Below are 15,567 nucleotides of genomic sequence, written 5' to 3' on the forward strand. Positions count from 1 at the left end.
TCCTGTTCGCTCGCCGCTCCCGTTGGAGTTCGGCTGCGCAGTCGTTGCACTTCGCGCGGAGCCACTCACGATCCGCCCGGACCTTGCCGAAGGCATCGAACGACAGCACGCGGCGGCATCGGGTGCACCGCTTGGTGTGGGTGTCAGTCATGGTCATTGGTCTCCCTCCTTGACTTCGAAGAACTGCTGCTGTTGGCCGTTCCAGCGAGGGTGCGAACCCCGGATTAGTTCGTCCAGGTCGGCAAGCTCCAGTAGGTAGTCGTGGTCCACCGTGTCCTCGGCTTCCGCGAGGTAGAGGTCGCGCACAACCTCCTGGAGGATCAGCTGTTGGCGCGGTGTCACATCGATTCGGATGAGGGGCTGGCGTTCGTCGGTCACTGGGCGACCTCCGCCTTCGGTTCGGGCTTCGGCTCGGTGGCCTTGGCGACCATGCGGTCGGCGGCGCGGGTGAACTTGGCGCGGAGCGGCTCGCTCGGAAGCTCCTCCGCGGTCGAGGCGATCATCTGCTTGGTGACCTTGCGCCCGTCCGCGATGTCGTTGACGAGCCCTTGGACGAGCACCGACACGTGTCGGGCGTCGTGACCCGGGCGGTAGAGGGCGCGGGCGCTGACGGCTTCGTGGCAGGTGCCACAGGCGCAAGCTTTGGCTTCGGTCTGGGTGGTGGCCTTCGTGTTCATGGGTATCTCCTATTTGCTGTCTCATCTGGGATTTCTTGCCCCACTTCCAAGGAAAACATAGGCGTACGCCTACGCACAATCTGTTCTTTGCTTCTCATCTGGGCTTTAGCTCCCGATCCTGACTGCGAGCTTCGCGGTGAGCGGCGCAGAGTGCGCTACCTCGGCCAGGGCCTCGTCCTCGGTCAGCTGACCCGCCTGGACGCTGGCGACCAGCACGGAGAGGTGTTGCGAGTCGTGGCCGGGAAGGTAGAACCCTCCCCTGGTGGTGCCGCCACACCTGCACGTGCAGTCACGCGCGCCCGGGTTCTTGCTGCGACCGACCCTCGACGGGCGGTCGCTGGGCTTCCTGGGCCTTGCGCGCCGCTGCTCCCTCGCCTCCGCGATCGCGTGACGACGGCGCTCCATGGGCGACACGCCACGTGTGACTCCCGCCCACGTCCCAGCGCCCGGCTGCGCGGCATCGGCGTACCGCTGGCAGAGCGCGAACACCGGGCAAAGCAGGCAGAGGTCGGCGGCGATGTCCTGGTCGGTGTAGTCCTCCGAAGTCCACGCCTCTGCACCGGGGCCGACGCACGGCACCTCCTCGCGTCGTTCACGGGCGAGCAGAAGAGCGTGGTTCAGGTCGTCGAACGCCTCCCCCGCTTGGAAGCTCTGGGTGTGTCGTGCGAGCGCCTCCGCGACCAGTTTGTCCGTCTGCGCCGTCGTGGGGGGCTCGGAGTGGCCCTCCCTGGGGTCTCGCTTGTCCTCCGGCGAACTCGCCGTGCCGGTCGGGCCCGGGAGGAGGGTAACGGCCCACGAGTTCGCCGGAGAGCCTTCGAGCGCGGAAGCCGTCGCCGGGACCGACGTCCCTGCTGCCAGCCCGCGCATCAGTCGCGCACCCGAGGGGAGCCAAGCGCGGCGAAGAGGGCCTCTTCGTCGGAGAGGGACTGGCCCTCCGCGGCCTGGTAGTTGATCGTCTTGACGTAGGTGTTGCCACCCGACCCCGGGTCGGTCTCACCGCCCGAGTTCCAGCCGCCGGTCGTCGGCACCGCGAACGAGTCCGCCAGCGCGCGGTCGTACTCCGGAGCCATGTCCTGGAGCCCGAGGATCAGACCCTCACCGATGTTGATGCCGAACTCGCGAAACACCCGGCTCGGGCTGTGGATCCCGAAGATCCCGGCCACCGTGTCGATGATCCCGCCGAAGGTGTCGCTGAACCACGCGCTCACCGACTCCCAGATCGACTTGAGGCCGTTCCAAAGGCCCTGCACGATGTCGCGTCCGATGTTGTAGAGCCACGTCGCCGCCCCGGTGAACACTCCGAGGATCGCCTGCGGGATGCCCTGCACGAACGTCAGGGCGTTGTTCCAGGTGTCGCGGAGGAAGTTGCCGACCGCCGACCACAGGCCGTTCCACCAGGACAGGAACCCGTTGAAGATCCCCATCACGAAGTTGACGTAGCCGACCGCGAGCGACATCACCCAGGAGGTGAACCCCTGCCACACGTCCTGGATGAACTGACCGATGCCGGACCAGAGCCCGTTCCACCAGGCCGCGATGCCGTTGCCGATGATCTGGATGCCCAGCATGAAGTTGCGGAACACGTCACCGACGAAGCCGACGAAGCCCTCCCAGACGGAGGTGATCCACGCGCCGACTGCTTCCCAGATCGAGTTCCACCAACCGACGAACCCGTCGATGACGCCGGTGATCCAACCGATGAACCCACCCCAGACTTCGGTAATCCAGGCGACGGCGGTGTCCCAGTTCATGATCAGCCACACGATCGCGGCGACCAGGGCGACCACCCCGAGGATGATCCACGTCATGGGGTTGGCGAGCAGGGCGACCGTCCACGCGGCGGTCGCGACCACTGCGGCCCAGATCGCCGGGGCGAGGCCGACCAGGATCGCGACACCCACTCCGGCGAGGAGCGGCGTCCACTGCTCGATGTTGCCGATGAAGTCGGCCAGGCCCCGCTGGAAGTCGGTGATCGGTCCCTTCACGAAGTTGAGCGCCTCGACGAGCTTTCCCTGGATGGTCGCGGACAGGTTGCCCGCAGCTCCCTCGAAGGTCTCGGTGCTCTCTGCGGCTTCCACCGCGATGGGATCCGTGCCGACCGTCATCAGAGCGGCGTTGAACTCCTCCGCTGTGATCTGACCTTCCGAAAGCGCCTGTTCGAAGTTGCCCGTGTAGGCCCCGGCCTGGAGGAGCGCATCCTTGAGCGCGCCGGACGCGCCGGGGATCGCCTCGGCCATCTGACGCCAGTTCTCGGTGTTGAGCTGACCGAGGGAGGTGGTCTGCGTGAGGACCGAACCCACCCGACCGAAGGTCTCGGCGTTGCCGCCAGCCACGGCGTTGAGGTTGCCGAGCGCCTTCGCGAGTTCGTCCGGCCCCTGCACGCCGTTGGATGCAAGCTGTGCGGTGATGGACTGGATGTCACCCAGCGAGTACACGGTGGCATCCGCATACGCCTGGGTCGAGGCGGTCAGGGAGTCGATCTTCGACGTGTCGAGACCGGAGAACTCCAGGGTCTTACGGAACTTGTCGGTGGCGTCGGACGCGACGGCGGCGTCACCCACGAAGTCCACAAGCATCGAGGACGCCTGACTGATCGCGTCCGCCGCCAGGTTGCCGAACGCGGAGCCGACCGCCGCGCCCTTCGTGCTCCAGCTCGAAGTCTTCTTGTCGAAGTCGTCGTCATCGACCTTCACCTTGGCAACGAGAGTGCCTAGATCTAGTGCCACTGGGTCTCCTAAAGTCCTGATCCAAGCGGGTTTCCGCTGGGGTGCGATTCCATCGCAACATCCAAAATGCCTGTCAAGGAAGTCACCACGCCGAAACTGACGGACAGTCAAGGGCCGGGGTGTAGGGCTCCCGGCCCAGACCCGTCAGTCACCGTCGAGCGTCTGCGTGAACGCCCGGATCGCGGGGATCAGCTGGTCGTCGTGCGCTGGACACGTCATCTGGTGCGGCGCGAACACGGGCCGAATCTCGCCGCGCGCCCCGTCGCCGTCGTCGTCCATCCACTGCACCCGTGCGCCGCACGGGCACTCCCCCGTCACGGCCTGGATCCGTCGTCGGGCGAAGCCTTCCTGCACGGCGGGCGGCGCACCCTCGGGGATCCGCGACACCGCGAACCGACGATGCGGGTGACCGTCCGGCACGACCCACTCCTGCCACGGCGGAAGCTCCGGCGCGTCGTCCGGTACTTCGACCGGCTCGAAGTCGTCGGCGTTCACAGGACGCGTCCCAGCTGCTCGCGGACCCACGCGATGTACGCCCGGCCCCGCTCCGTGCTCGTACACTCCCGCCATGCGGCGTTGTACTTGCCGTGGAGGTGCAGTTCGAGGTGCTGGGTCACCTCGTCCGACGGGTGGTCGTCCGGGCCGACCCCGTGGAAGAACTGCGCGACGGCGACGAGCTCCTCGTAGGTGTCGCTGACGCCGAGGAACACGAGCTTGCGCCACTCGGGACGATCGATGCTCATCGCGGTGAGCGTGTCGCGGAGGGTCCGCTGGTCGTGCGGCACCTGCATCGACGGGTAGATCGACTCGTAGTTCCACCGTTCGCGGGCGCGCCGCATCTGCTCGGTGATGCCGGGCTCGTTCACGTCGTACGGGCCGCTGTTGATGGTCTGGGTGGTGGTCATGTTGATCCGCCCTCCTCGGGGCTAATGCGATTGGTGTTGGTTGGTCGGAAGCAGGATCCGGGGCGGCGAATGAGCCCGGAGTAGAAGCCGCATCAGTCGTAGCTCCGCACGACGTGGGTCTCGTCGGCCGCGGACGCCTCGTCTTGGACCTCGGAGACCGTGCGGCGGGTCTCGGGAGGGATCGGGGCCTCGAAGGGCTCCGGAAGGCGCGGAACCGTCGCGCCGGGCACGAGTTCCAGCCACCGACCTCGAAGACGGGCCACCACATCGCCCACGTCCACCCCTACCCGCGCGAACAGGACTGCCGACGAGGACAGCAGCGGGTCCGATGGGCGGAAGAGTTCCGCTACCGGATGGGCGTCGAGTCCCCAGTCGTCCGCGAACCGCCGCGCCTGGGCGTAGTGGTCGCCGCGTCCCGCGTAGGGCTGGTTGAGGAATACCCGACGCCCGCCACCTGGCAGGAGCGCGTGCCAGTGGTCGAACCCCACCCCGTGCTCACCGTCCGACAGGCACTGGCAGGACTCCTCCTCACTGCGGGAGCGTCCGGGGTGCCACGCCGGGTGCTGTCCTCCGAGGAGCCAATGTGCGCACGGCACCGCGGCAGTCGACTCCCGATACGGGAGCTCGTCAAAGTCGAGATAGCCAAGATCGGGTTCTCGGGTCCTACGGTTGCTGCTCATTAGCTGACCTCCTCGGTCGGGTTGGTTGTGGTGGTTTGCAGCGGGAACGGTCGTCCCGCCGCCGACTTGCGCGCCTCGCGGTTCGCGGCGAGCTTCTCGATGAACGCGGCCATCTCCTCCGCGCGTTGCAGCTGCCGCCGCGCCCAGCGGACCCGGCGCGCGGCCTCCCAGCGGTCCACCCCCTCATCCATGAGCTGTCGCACCGTCTTCGTGGCATCCGAACGCCACTCCTCGTGCAGGTCTCGCGTGGGCGCGCGCAAGGACTCGATCACACCCGTGCCCTCTGCTTGCTCGGTCCGCTCCTCGTGCGTGTGCGCGTGTGAGGGCTCGATAGCGCCCGGTTCGTGTTCGCGCCCGTTCACGACGCGCTCCCAGGCTGCGCAGTCTTTCGATTCCGAGGCCGCTTCCACCGGTCGACCGCCCGGAAGTAGTGGCGACGGCAGAGGCCGTGCAGGTGCGGCGAGCGTGTGCACCCCTCGACCCAGCACAGGGTGTCGTCGCCGCCGACCGGCCCCCATGTACGCACTTCGGCTACGTGGGGCCGGAGCCAGTCGGGGATCGTGAACTGCGGAATGCTGCTCTTGTCGTTCATCGGTGCGCTCCTCTCGCGCGTGTGAGATGTGGAAAGCGGGGAAGGTTGGTGTTGAGGGCGGGAAGAACTGTCCTTAGTGCCTTCCCGTTCTTCCGCCCTAAAGGGCGGGAAGAACTAGAAGAACTAGGAACGAGGCAGTCGCGCAGTTCTTCGGCACCTCTTCGGGAAGAACTCGAAGAACTAGGCCGGCGGTGGTCACGGCACATCGATGGCCCCCTTCGCCTGCTTTGCACGTTCGGCTTCGGTGACGCGCCAGGTCTTGTGACCGCCAGCAGCGGGTCCGTCCTGGGCCACCCGCCCGAGGGCCTCTGCGGCTTTGAGGGCCTCCTTGATGTCGGAGTCAGCGCCACCGATTTCGTCGCGAAGCTTCGACGCCGACATGCCCTCGTCGTAGATCCGGCAGAGGGTCGCGATGATCTTGCCGGTGAGGTCCTCGCTGGTCCGGTCAGCCTTCGCCTCCTTGCGGCGCTCCCTCTCGGCGGCGTCGAGCCGGACGAATGACCACTCGACCCCGCGATTCGCTCGCCGTTCGGCAGTCACGTCGAACAGGTCGTCCTCCGCGTACTTCGCGCCGCGATCCTTGATGACCACGAGCTCGTATCGCCCGTCCTGCTCCTTCGTGAGCGGTGTGACCTTGCGAACCGAGAAGTAGGCGTCTGAGATGTTGCGCTTCGATCCGGCCCCGCGGCTGTACTTCGACCCGTTCGCGTCCTTCGACTTGTGGTCGATCACAAGAACCGTGATTCCGAGGCGGCGCGACAGCGGCAGCACCACTCGGCTGAGGAACTGCGTCACTTCGCCGTTGCTGTTCTCCTCGACACCAGCAGCCGCGAGGACCGGCGCGGCGGAATCGATGACGAGCAGCGCCCCTCGGCCGAGAGTCTCGGCCCACTTGTGGAACGCGTCGGCATAGGTCGCCAGGTCGCGCGACATCGGTTCGAGGCCGTCGAAGTTCGCGAGGTCGACGATCGTCGCGCCGACGTTGAGCATCCGCTCGCGCAGACCCGGCTCCCCCATCTCCTCGTCCAGCCACCCCACCCGCCTGCCGTCGCGCAGGAAGTCGAGTGCCCAGGAGGCCGCGAGCCACGTCTTGGCCGATCCCGACTCGCCGTCAAGCCAGTTGAGATGCCCGTCGAGTAGCACCGCTCCTCGACCGACCCGCTTCGGCGGATCCCAGTTGCCGCTGAACCACAGCGACGTATCGAGCGGCCTGAACATGTTCGGGTCCGCCAGCGGGACGGGTCGTTCCGGGCCCTCGACGGTCTGCACCGCGAGCGGCACGTCGCGGAACGCGACCTCGCGCGACTCATCCTGCCCCGCCGACTCGGCTTCGGGCTGGGTGATCTTCTTGGGGGTCATGCTTCGGTCCCTCCGTACTTCTCGACTGCGCCCTTCAACGCGACCCACCACTCCTCGCGGCAGTCCTCTCCGGGCGTGTGCTCTGATGCCATCCAGACGTCGCGCAAGAACGCGAGCGCTCCAGGCGTGCCCGGGTGCCCCTCGGCACCGAGCCGGACGAGGCGCTTCTGCAGGCTGACCATCGCGTGATGCCCTCGAAACGACGCACCCTCGCGGTACGGGCGGATCGCTTCGAGGACGACCCGCGAGACCGCCGCGTTGTTCTGCGCACCAATCCACTGCTCGACCGTGCCGCTGTAGGGCCGGGGCGGTCTGACGATGCCACCCTCGTACTGGATCCGCCCCGCCTCCTTGGCGAGCGCGGCGATCCAGGCGTCAGGCAGGAACGGAAGGTCAGCGACCGCAGGCGGACCATCCACCGCTTCGCCGTCAAAGCCGTACCAGCGATACGGCTGAAACGTGTCGGGGTGGATCGACGGCCACACCACCGAGTAGCGGTGAGCGTGCGATGGGATTTCGATGTCGCCAGCGAGGAATGCTCCCCCGAGCGCCGAGGAGGGCGTGAGCGTGGTTTCGAGCTCGACGCCAGCCGGGATGCGGTAGAAGTGCTGACGGCGCGGGTCGTCGCTACCCCGGGCGGTGCTCGTCCACGTCACGGGAGGCGCGCCGAGAGCCTCGGACAGCTGCGTGAGCGTGGCGAGCCCCTGCTTGCCGTCGCCCTCGTCCACGTCGATAGCGACGGTCGCGCTCTTACCGAGGGTGTGCCTGATCGCGATGTTGTCGTGCCAGTCGGAGCGCCGCATCCGGGCGTCGAGTTCAGGCGTGACAGCCCCGTGGCGTCCGGTCGTGCCCTTGAACGGAGACTTCTTACCGCGAACCGCGATCAGACTCCATCCGAGTGCGCGGTAGGCGTCGGCGTGCTGTGCGTAGAGGGTGGGAGCGGCCTGGAGATTCTTAGTGCTCCGAACTCCGGAGAGGCGCGGCATCAGCGACCACCCCCGACCAGCAGAAGGGCAGGACGTGCCTGAGCCTCAGCGTCGGCCTGGAACTGCGCGAGGTGTGCGTCGATCCGGTCGAATGCGGCGTCGAGGCCGCACGTCGGCGGGTCGTCGTCGGCGGCTGTGTCCGAGTCAGGCGCGAAGAGCAGCGCGCGGAGTCGGGCGAGGTTCTCAGGTGGCAGCGGTGCGGGAGTGAAGTCGGCGGAAACGCCGAACGTCGGTGAGTGAGACAAGAGACTGAACCCTTAGGTCCGGAGCGTTCAACCCCGGCGTGCCTGCTGGCAGCTCCCGAGGGATCCCCGGCTTTTCCGCACCCGGGTCGCGTCCGCCCTCACCACGCTCGGGGATCGGGACTCTGATTCGTTCTCTGTCTTGTCTGCTTTTCTCGGGGTGCTCCGCGGAGCCCTTGCAAAAACATTCCACCATCCGAGTACCCGCCTGCACAATCTGGTGGGTACTCGTCGCTGAAAGCTTGTGAGCCTCTACAACTCGGGGGGTCGTTCGCCCCGTCCGGGTGTTTGTAGATCGTCCACAATGGGACCCCGCTCCGGCGCGGATGAGGCCCCCAGCAGTTCGTCGCCGGGGGCCTCTCCTAAGGGATTCCGGTCGGGTGTCTCACGCCCGTCCGAGTCTCGCCGCCATTCAACCATCGCGATGCAGCGGGCGGAATGTGCGGCTCCAACGTCCAGTTCTTCTAGTTCTTCCCGGAAGAGATGACACCGCGACACTCGACTACCTAGCTTCTAGTTCTTCCACCTCTTCCCGTCCTTTAGGACGGAAGAGGGAGGAAGAGACTGAGGCAGTTCTTCCCGACGTGTCGCACGATCGCGGACTTATCGGAGTGGTGGGATCGTCCCGCGATCTGGTGCGTCATCAGGGCCCGGCTCCCGCTACCCGGGGGTCGGGCCCCCAGCTTGCCCGGCTGGCAGCGGGGATGCCCCCGCCTGCGGGAAGCCGCTACTTCGCGCCCTTGCGGCGGTTGTCCTCGATGCAGAGCATCTGGCAGTTCGCCGCGCTCGTCCGGCCCCCGTCGCGCCACGGTGTGATGTGGTCAGCTTCCATCTCGTTGAGTTCGAAGTGCTCGCCACAGACAGGACAAATACCCTGCTGGCGCTCGTACGCCGCCAGCCGTTCGCTCGGGCTGAACGCGCGGATGTTGAGGTGCTTCTCCTGGCCGCTCAGGACGTACGCGTAGATCCCCCGGTTGTTGGTCACGTCGTCGTCCTGGATGAGCGCCGCGATCTGCTCTTCGAGCTTCGCGGAGTCCCACGATTTGTCCTTGTACTGGTTGTAAAGCGCGCCCCACGGCAGGCCCTTCATCAGCGCGCGATAGTTCGGGAACGTGCTGTTCACCCACGCCACGACGGCCTGGAAGTAGAGCCACAGTTCGTTGGCGTTCGGGTCGTGCTGGTGCACGGCCATGTAGCCCTCGATGTCGCCGTCGTTGAACCACTTGATGACGGTTTCGAGGTAGTCCTGCCGGATTGGCGAACCCTTCATGTACTTCGACCCGAGACCGTACGCCGGGCACCCGTTCTTGCTAAAGATCTTCTTGGCCTCGGAGACCCACGACCCCGCGTAGACGGCGTTCCGAAGCTCCTGCTGGGTGAGCTCCTCCCCGGCGATGTTGATGGTGCGGAACCACTCCAGCTTCTCGCTGTCGTTGCCGGTGCAGCGGTAGACCATCAGCTCGTAGTTGAGGAGCTGCTCCTTCTCGTCAGCCTGGAGGTTGTGGAAGTAGCGACCTTTGTACGCGAACTCGCCGTCGACGTACTGACACACGCTGATGGTGCGCTGCTGGCCGTCGATGACTTCGAACGTGCCGTCGTCGCGGACGGCCCAGTACATGACGTTGAGCGGGAAGCCCTTCGTGATGGTCTCGATGACGGCTTCGCGCTGCTTGTCGTCGTAGACGAACTCGCGCTGGTACGGCGGGCGGATGTCGAGGTTCCCCGCGTAGCCCGAAATACCGGCTTCCTGGTTGTCCTCGTAGCCCTCGGTCAGCTCGCGCACCGGCACCGACGTCAGTTCGATCTTCAAGCTGCTGCTCCCTTGCGGCGAATGAGGATGCGAGCGTACATCTGCACGTAGAGCTCGCCGTCTACCTCGTAGTAGGTCTTGTTCTTCGGTGGCGTATCGACTTTCATCACTGGCCCGTCGTTCAGCTTCTTGACGGTGCTGCGGACGCCCTTGGCGCTCACCTGCGTCTGGGTCGGGTAGATCTTGCTCGGCTCCCCCATCGGAGCCTTCGCGATACCGACGATCTCAAACTGGTCAGGGTTGTACTTGTCGAGGAACGTGATAGGTACGCCCATTACGCCGTCGTAGTCGGCGGGAATCTCGACGGTCTTGCCGACCTCGATCGCGTCGTAGTTGTCGTACGCGGGGTACTCCTCGGCGCTGTAGGTCTTGTAGAGCACAAGCTCCTCATGACGCTTGGAGATGTCCATGTTGGTAAACCACGTCACGTTCCGGAACTTCACGAGGCCGGTGGCCGGGTCGTAGACGCCCTTCGCGTAGTCCGCATCCCTGGGGATCGCGAAGAACGCGTTGCCAGCCTGGAACCCGTACCCGAGCCAGAGCTTGTTCTCCTGGATGAGCGGGAAGATGCCCTGATAGGTGATCGCGTTGTGGGGTCCGACGATCAGGAACTTCTTGTCGTACTCGACCAGTTGCGCCACGTACTCGCGAAACAGCGAGAAGGGCGGGTTGGTGACCACAATGTCGGCTTGCTTGAGGAGTTCAATGCTCTCCTCGCTCCGGAAGTCGCCGTTGCCCTTGAGCGGCACGATGCCAATCTCCTCGGGGTCGGGCACTCCGTTGCCGCTCTTGTCGCCGTCGTATTCGAGGTAGATCGCTTGCTCGGCGTCGTACTGGCTGAACAGGTCGACGTCCTGGCTCTTGTAGCAGGCGGCGATGAGCTTCTTGAGGCCGAGCTTCTCGAAGTTGTAGCTGAAGTAGTGGAAGAAGTTGCTCATCCGGGGGTCGTCGCAGTTGAGGTAGACGACTTTGCCCTCGAAGTGCTTCCGGTAGTGCCTGAGTTCGCGCTCGATGTCGGGAAGCTGCGTGTAGAACTCGTCCTCTTTGGCGGACTTGGCAGAGGTGAGGTTTTCGGTGTTCGACACGTCTGCGTGACACTCCTCCGGCTGACTGCGGGCGAGCTCCCGCGTGCCACGATCCTATTGGGAACCAGGGACGCTACCGGGCTCCGCGCACCTGTGTCGGAACGTGCGTCCCTCCTCGCAACCGAGCGCTAATGTGTGCAGACGACTTTGGGGGCAAACGAATGACGCAGATCGGTTCTTGGACCTGCCAGCACTACCAACCCGATGGATGCACCAAGCACCAGAACCCCGACCTCAGTCGAGCGGTCGGCCACTCGTGCTGTGGACGGTGCTCACAGGGGATTGCCCACAAGACCGAGGCTTGGGGTCACGCGCCGCTGTTCGAACACGCCTACCACGAGGGACTCGTGACGCCGGGGGTCTGCTCGATCTGCAAGCACGGTCCTCACTAGGCACGCACGCCCCGCGCGCGGCGCTCCGTGGTGTCTCCCGCGACTTCGCGCGCCCTCGCTGGTATCTGAGGGGGTCCCGGGCCTCTACAATTCGAGGGAGAGCCGTCCGTAGCCGGAGCCACCTGCGCGGCGGAGAACACGAGCGAACACGACGAAACCCAGATGCCCGCCACAGGGCATGACGAAGCCCCCGGACCTGTGAAGGTATCCGGGGGCTCGTCGCTTGCCGGGGACCGTTCGGTTACCCCGGCGGGTCTGTCACGCGCCCTGAGGAGCGCCGACGTTGAACACGCGGTCGAGCTGTCGCACGCGCTCGCCCGTGTCCGAGTCACGCACCGGGTCAGTGTTCGCCGCCGACAGCGCGTCGAACCCCTCCCGGTCCGACTGGAACAGCGCCGTCATGCCCGCGCCGGTCTCGCGACCCTCGATGGTGTCCTTGACCACCTCGCGCCACGCGGCCTGCTCGTCGTGCTGGCGCTGGGCCTCCTGGGCGATGGTGGCCTTCGGGTCTCCAAGCTCGACCAGGCGGTCGAACGCCTGCCGCTGCACGTCCGCGACGACCGACGCCGGGTCCGACGACCCGAGGACGCTCGGGAGAACTTCGGCGTGAGCGAGAAGCGCGTCGAGCCGCGCCGGGGTCGCCCCCAGGATCAGCGCCTCCACCGGCTGACCCGAGGCCAGGAGTCGCTCCACGAGCGCGAACTCGTGCTGAGCCACGGCCACCTGGTCGGCGGTGCGCGGTGCCCGGTCCGCGAGGACCGTCGCCGGGGTGACCTTCGGGGTCTCCGGCTCGGCGGGGAGCGACTTGAGCAGTTCGCCCCGAGCGGCCATCACTCCTTCATGCTTCCGGCGTGTGTTCGCGCTGTTCGTGCGATCCGGGTCGTGGAACTTGACCGCCGTCGCGGTGTCGTCCCGGAACTTCGAGATTGCGGCGACGAGCGCCGACTTGTTTACTGCCATGGTTGCCCTCCTTGGGCGTTCTGGGCGGGCCTCGCGGCCCCGGGTGAACCGGTCTGACAGTCGCCAGACCGGGGTCTGTGACGTCAGGCGGCGCGGGGAAGCGCGACCTCGAACGGGAACTTGGGGAGCGTCGGCTGGGCGCTAGACGCAAGCCTGCCGAGCAGGGACGAGCATGAGGATCTCCTTGCGACCGGCGGCCTCGAGGAGCGTGCGCTTGGCATCCTCGCGGGCGTCGACCGCCTGCTCCTGCAGGACGTGTGCCAGCGGAGCACCACGATCCATCGCCGCCACAAGATGCTCCACCGCCCGCGACAGCGCGGGCACGTCCGCATTCCTCGCGACCTCCGCCAGTGCGTCGGCGAGGCTCGACCCGGTGCCGCTGGCAAGAACGGCTCCTCGCAGCTCCGCGGTCAGCGTTCCCGATCCCACTTCGCCGACCCGCCGCAGCGCATCGCGCAGCCCCTCGCCCGCGGCCAGACACAGCGCGAGGAACTCCAGCACCGTGGGCAGCTCCTCGTCGATGCGTGCCACCCGTCGTCGTGCGCGCAGCGTCAGCCGCTGCTCGCACACGACGAAGGCCGCCGCTGCGACCAGGGGCGGCAAGAGCACCGTCAGCGGCCCGCCCCGGCCACCGAGCACGGCGGCGACCGCCAGCGCGCCCCCGAGCCCCAGGCCGCCAACGGCCCAGCCGAGCTGCGTCGCGCGGAAGGCGACCACATCGGTGTCCAGTCCGGCCTGCCGCAGGCGACGCGCGAGCGCGGGCCCGCCACCCCACCCCGACGCCAGGCGGTCCCGCACGACGCGCCAGCCGCCACCGATACCGGTCGGACGCAGCGGCGTAAGCCCCACGGGGTCGGCGATGTCGCGGAGGTACGGAGCGATGCGGCGCGACAGGCTCGGGGCCGCCCACCGGGGCATCCGCTGTGCCATCAGCAGCAGCCCTGAGGCGAAGACCGCGCCCAGGAGTACCGCGCACGCCACGGCGGTCAACGCGCTCATCCGAACCACCGCTGAGGTTCGGGCAGTCGTCCGACCCGGATGGTGAGTCGATACGCCACCACGGAGACGACCGCCCCCACGATGACGACGACGACACCGGCCGGCGACGCGTAGGCGGCGGCGCCCTCGGGGCGGATCGCCAGCAGTCCCAGCACCACCCACGGCGCGACGACACCGACGATCGCCGCTCCACGCACCCAGGACTGCCGTGCTTCCACTTCGGCCCTCAGCGTCGCATCGGCCCGCACCGAAGCGGACAGGGCCCGAAGCACGCTCGTGAGCTCCGTGCCGCCGACGTGCCGCGCCATCCGCAGCGTCTCGATGATGCGGTCGGGGACCGGGTCTGCCAGGGCTGCCTTCAGTCGCAGCGCACTCGAGTCGAAGTGACCGGATGCCGCCATGTCGCCACCGAACTGCACGAAGGCCGGCCTGAGCGCCGGTGGTCCGCTGACAGCGAGCGCCGTCACCGCGTCGGGCAATGACATACCCGCACGGACGGCTGAGACGAGGAGGTCGCAGACGTCTGACCACAGGGCTCTCCGCGACCGGCGCAGCCGTCGGGCTCGCGACCGCAGCCAGACGAACGGAGCGGCGGAGCCCGCCGCGGTCGCCACGAGCGTGACGGCGGGAAGTCCCGTGACGATCCAGGCCACCGAGGCGCACACCGCGCCGAGCAGCATCGCGACCGTGCCCGGTCGCCCCGCAGGTGCGTGCGCGTAGCCTGCCTCTTGCAGCAGGCGGGCGATCCGCCCGTCGCGTGCTGGCGCCTCGACCCGCCCGGTCGCGGGCCACAACCACGGCGATGCCACGAGGAGAACACCGGCCGCGAGGACAGCGCCCCAGAACACCGTCATGAGGGCGTCTGCTCTCGACGAGCCGGCGAGGGCATGTCAGAAGACGAGGCGTGGAAGACCGTGCGCGTCTCGACCTGCTGCTCGATCACGTGGCCGGTGGTCTCGACGACTTCCTCCACATAGCGATGACCGTCGGGCGCACGACGGCAGTGCACCACGATGTCCACGGCCGTCGCGATGGCGGGAACCACGAAGCCGGCATCGATGTTCCGCCCCGCCAAGAGCGGCAGCGCCGCCAACCGGCGAAGCGCGTCCGCGGCCGAGTTCGCGTGGATCGTGGCGGCACCGGGAACACCGGTGTGCAGGGCCAGCAGCAGGTCGAGGGCCTCGGCGTCGCGCACCTCTCCGACGACGAGCCGGTCCGGCCGCATCCGCAGCGCCTCTTTCACCAGCCGGCGCAGACTCACCGCGCCCGTCCCTTCGAGACTCGGCTGCCGGCCCTGGAGCGCGACGACATCGGGAGCCTCCACGGCGAGCTCAAACGTCTCCTCGACCGTGACGATGCGGTGCTCCGGCGGGCACGCGCCGATCAGCGCGGCGAGCAGCGTCGTCTTGCCGGCGTGCGTCGCGCCGGAGACCAGGACACTGCGTCCCTCGCTCATCGCCGCCCGCAGCGTCACGGCGACGTGAGCGGGCACGGCGCCCGCGGCGACCAGATCGTCGAGGCGACGTCGCGACGAGAGGAACTTGCGGATGTTCACGGCGTAGTGCGCGCGCGTCACATCCGGGATCACGACGTGCAGGCGGCTGCCGTCCGGGAGTGACGCATCCACAAAAGGCTGGCTGAGGTCGACCCGACGCCCGGTCGCATGCAGCATCCGCTCGACGAGATCCCGCACCGACTCGTCGGTCAGGCGGAGAGACACGCGCTCGCTGCGCCCGGCACGAGCGACGTAGACGGTCGCCGGGTCGTTGATCCAGATCTCCTCGACCTCGGGGTCATCCAGCAGTCCCTGCAACGGCCCGTACCCGGTGACGCGCGCCAGAACGTCCCGCACGCATTCGGACTCGTCGTCGACGAGCTCCAGCCCACGAGCCATCGCGAAGTCGTTGTGCCGCCGCACCTCCGCCACGGCGACGTCCCGTGCGCGCTCCGGATGCCGCAGCGGGTCCGCCTGCTCATCGCGCAGACGCTCTCGCACACGCTCCGCGACCGCCTGAACGGCGGCGACGGGAGACGAGGAAGCGAGGAGGGTCACAGGGGCATCCTCACAACCCCCGCGTCGCCCCGCCGGAGTTATCCACAGCACTGCGTCATCGACCGCAGGGTTCGACGTGGTTATGCACTGCCCGCGGCTGC

The 15,567-nt window shown here is 67.4% G+C and carries 17 protein-coding genes; all 17 read right to left on the minus strand.

The genetic code is table 11. The annotated features are described in order from the left end of the window. Positions 1 to 153: 153 nt before the first annotated feature. A complete protein-coding gene (locus JOE64_RS08460) occupies positions 154 to 378 on the minus strand; it encodes a hypothetical protein (RefSeq protein WP_204963849.1) in 225 nt (74 codons plus the stop codon). Further along, entirely contained in the window at positions 375 to 677 is a 303-nt protein-coding gene (locus JOE64_RS08465; RefSeq protein WP_204963850.1) for a hypothetical protein, read from the minus strand. Before JOE64_RS08465 ends, JOE64_RS08460 begins: the two co-directional genes overlap by 4 nt. 105 nt (positions 678 to 782) lie before the next feature. Continuing rightward, positions 783 to 1,544, minus strand: a complete 762-nt coding sequence (locus JOE64_RS08470) for a hypothetical protein (protein ID WP_204963851.1) — start codon at positions 1,542 to 1,544, stop codon at positions 783 to 785. Then, entirely contained in the window at positions 1,544 to 3,403 is a 1,860-nt protein-coding gene (locus tag JOE64_RS08475; protein WP_204963852.1) for a phage tail protein, read from the minus strand. The genes JOE64_RS08470 and JOE64_RS08475 overlap by 1 nt, the downstream gene beginning before the upstream one ends. 144 nt (positions 3,404 to 3,547) lie before the next feature. After that, positions 3,548 to 3,898, minus strand: coding sequence for a hypothetical protein (locus tag JOE64_RS08480; protein ID WP_204963853.1), 351 nt, complete (start codon positions 3,896 to 3,898; stop codon positions 3,548 to 3,550). Beyond that, complete coding sequence (locus JOE64_RS08485) at positions 3,895 to 4,308, minus strand: hypothetical protein (RefSeq protein WP_204963854.1); 414 nt, start codon at positions 4,306 to 4,308, stop codon at positions 3,895 to 3,897. The genes JOE64_RS08480 and JOE64_RS08485 overlap by 4 nt, the downstream gene beginning before the upstream one ends. 92 nt (positions 4,309 to 4,400) lie before the next feature. Beyond that, positions 4,401 to 4,904 (minus strand): hypothetical protein, encoded by a 504-nt coding sequence (locus tag JOE64_RS08490; protein WP_204963855.1) that lies wholly within the window; start codon positions 4,902 to 4,904, stop codon positions 4,401 to 4,403. 83 nt (positions 4,905 to 4,987) lie between these two features. After that, complete coding sequence (locus tag JOE64_RS08495; RefSeq protein WP_204963856.1) at positions 4,988 to 5,398, minus strand: hypothetical protein; 411 nt, start codon at positions 5,396 to 5,398, stop codon at positions 4,988 to 4,990. Positions 5,399 to 5,775: 377 nt separating this feature from the next. Continuing rightward, positions 5,776 to 6,939 (minus strand): AAA family ATPase, encoded by a 1,164-nt coding sequence (locus JOE64_RS08500; RefSeq protein ID WP_204963857.1) that lies wholly within the window; start codon positions 6,937 to 6,939, stop codon positions 5,776 to 5,778. Beyond that, positions 6,936 to 7,925 (minus strand): bifunctional DNA primase/polymerase, encoded by a 990-nt coding sequence (locus JOE64_RS08505; RefSeq protein WP_204963858.1) that lies wholly within the window; start codon positions 7,923 to 7,925, stop codon positions 6,936 to 6,938. Before JOE64_RS08505 ends, JOE64_RS08500 begins: the two co-directional genes overlap by 4 nt. Beyond that, positions 7,925 to 8,170 (minus strand): hypothetical protein, encoded by a 246-nt coding sequence (locus JOE64_RS08510; RefSeq protein WP_204963859.1) that lies wholly within the window; start codon positions 8,168 to 8,170, stop codon positions 7,925 to 7,927. The genes JOE64_RS08505 and JOE64_RS08510 overlap by 1 nt, the downstream gene beginning before the upstream one ends. Positions 8,171 to 8,894: 724 nt before the next feature. Continuing rightward, positions 8,895 to 9,977 (minus strand): HNH endonuclease family protein, encoded by a 1,083-nt coding sequence (locus JOE64_RS08515; RefSeq protein WP_204963860.1) that lies wholly within the window; start codon positions 9,975 to 9,977, stop codon positions 8,895 to 8,897. Beyond that, the gene (locus JOE64_RS08520; protein ID WP_204963861.1) at positions 9,974 to 11,062 is read right to left on the minus strand and encodes an adenine-specific methyltransferase EcoRI family protein; all 1,089 of its coding nucleotides are present in this window, start codon (positions 11,060 to 11,062) and stop codon (positions 9,974 to 9,976) included. Before JOE64_RS08520 ends, JOE64_RS08515 begins: the two co-directional genes overlap by 4 nt. Positions 11,063 to 11,712: 650 nt before the next feature. Continuing rightward, on the minus strand, positions 11,713 to 12,414 hold the full coding sequence (locus JOE64_RS08525; RefSeq protein ID WP_204963862.1) for a hypothetical protein: 702 nt from the start codon (positions 12,412 to 12,414) through the stop codon (positions 11,713 to 11,715). Positions 12,415 to 12,555: 141 nt separating this feature from the next. Next, entirely contained in the window at positions 12,556 to 13,413 is an 858-nt protein-coding gene (locus JOE64_RS08530) for a type II secretion system F family protein (RefSeq protein WP_204963863.1), read from the minus strand. Beyond that, positions 13,410 to 14,267 carry a type II secretion system F family protein gene (locus tag JOE64_RS08535; protein WP_204963864.1) on the minus strand — a complete coding sequence of 286 codons (858 nt, stop codon included), beginning with the start codon at positions 14,265 to 14,267 and terminating at the stop codon, positions 13,410 to 13,412. Before JOE64_RS08535 ends, JOE64_RS08530 begins: the two co-directional genes overlap by 4 nt. Then, positions 14,264 to 15,466, minus strand: coding sequence for a TadA family conjugal transfer-associated ATPase (locus tag JOE64_RS08540; RefSeq protein ID WP_204963865.1), 1,203 nt, complete (start codon positions 15,464 to 15,466; stop codon positions 14,264 to 14,266). The genes JOE64_RS08535 and JOE64_RS08540 overlap by 4 nt, the downstream gene beginning before the upstream one ends. Between the last annotated feature and the right edge of the window lie 101 nt (positions 15,467 to 15,567).

The organism is Microbacterium dextranolyticum (genome assembly GCF_016907295.1).
In the GTDB taxonomy this organism is placed as follows: domain Bacteria; phylum Actinomycetota; class Actinomycetes; order Actinomycetales; family Microbacteriaceae; genus Microbacterium; species Microbacterium dextranolyticum.

What these genes read in the sequence shown, in the direction of transcription:
- JOE64_RS08500 (WP_204963857.1), bottom strand. Translation starts at nt 6,939, where the DNA reads ATGACCCCCAAGAAGATCACCCAGCCCGAAGCCGAGTCGGCGGGGCAG.
- JOE64_RS08530 (WP_204963863.1), bottom strand. Translation starts at nt 13,413, where the DNA reads ATGAGCGCGTTGACCGCCGTGGCGTGCGCGGTACTCCTGGGCGCGGTC.
- JOE64_RS08485 (WP_204963854.1), bottom strand. Translation starts at nt 4,308, where the DNA reads ATGACCACCACCCAGACCATCAACAGCGGCCCGTACGACGTGAACGAG.
- JOE64_RS08465 (WP_204963850.1), bottom strand. Translation starts at nt 677, where the DNA reads ATGAACACGAAGGCCACCACCCAGACCGAAGCCAAAGCTTGCGCCTGT.
- JOE64_RS08505 (WP_204963858.1), bottom strand. Translation starts at nt 7,925, where the DNA reads ATGCCGCGCCTCTCCGGAGTTCGGAGCACTAAGAATCTCCAGGCCGCT.
- JOE64_RS08525 (WP_204963862.1), bottom strand. Translation starts at nt 12,414, where the DNA reads ATGGCAGTAAACAAGTCGGCGCTCGTCGCCGCAATCTCGAAGTTCCGG.
- JOE64_RS08535 (WP_204963864.1), bottom strand. Translation starts at nt 14,267, where the DNA reads ATGACGGTGTTCTGGGGCGCTGTCCTCGCGGCCGGTGTTCTCCTCGTG.
- JOE64_RS08470 (WP_204963851.1), bottom strand. Translation starts at nt 1,544, where the DNA reads ATGCGCGGGCTGGCAGCAGGGACGTCGGTCCCGGCGACGGCTTCCGCG.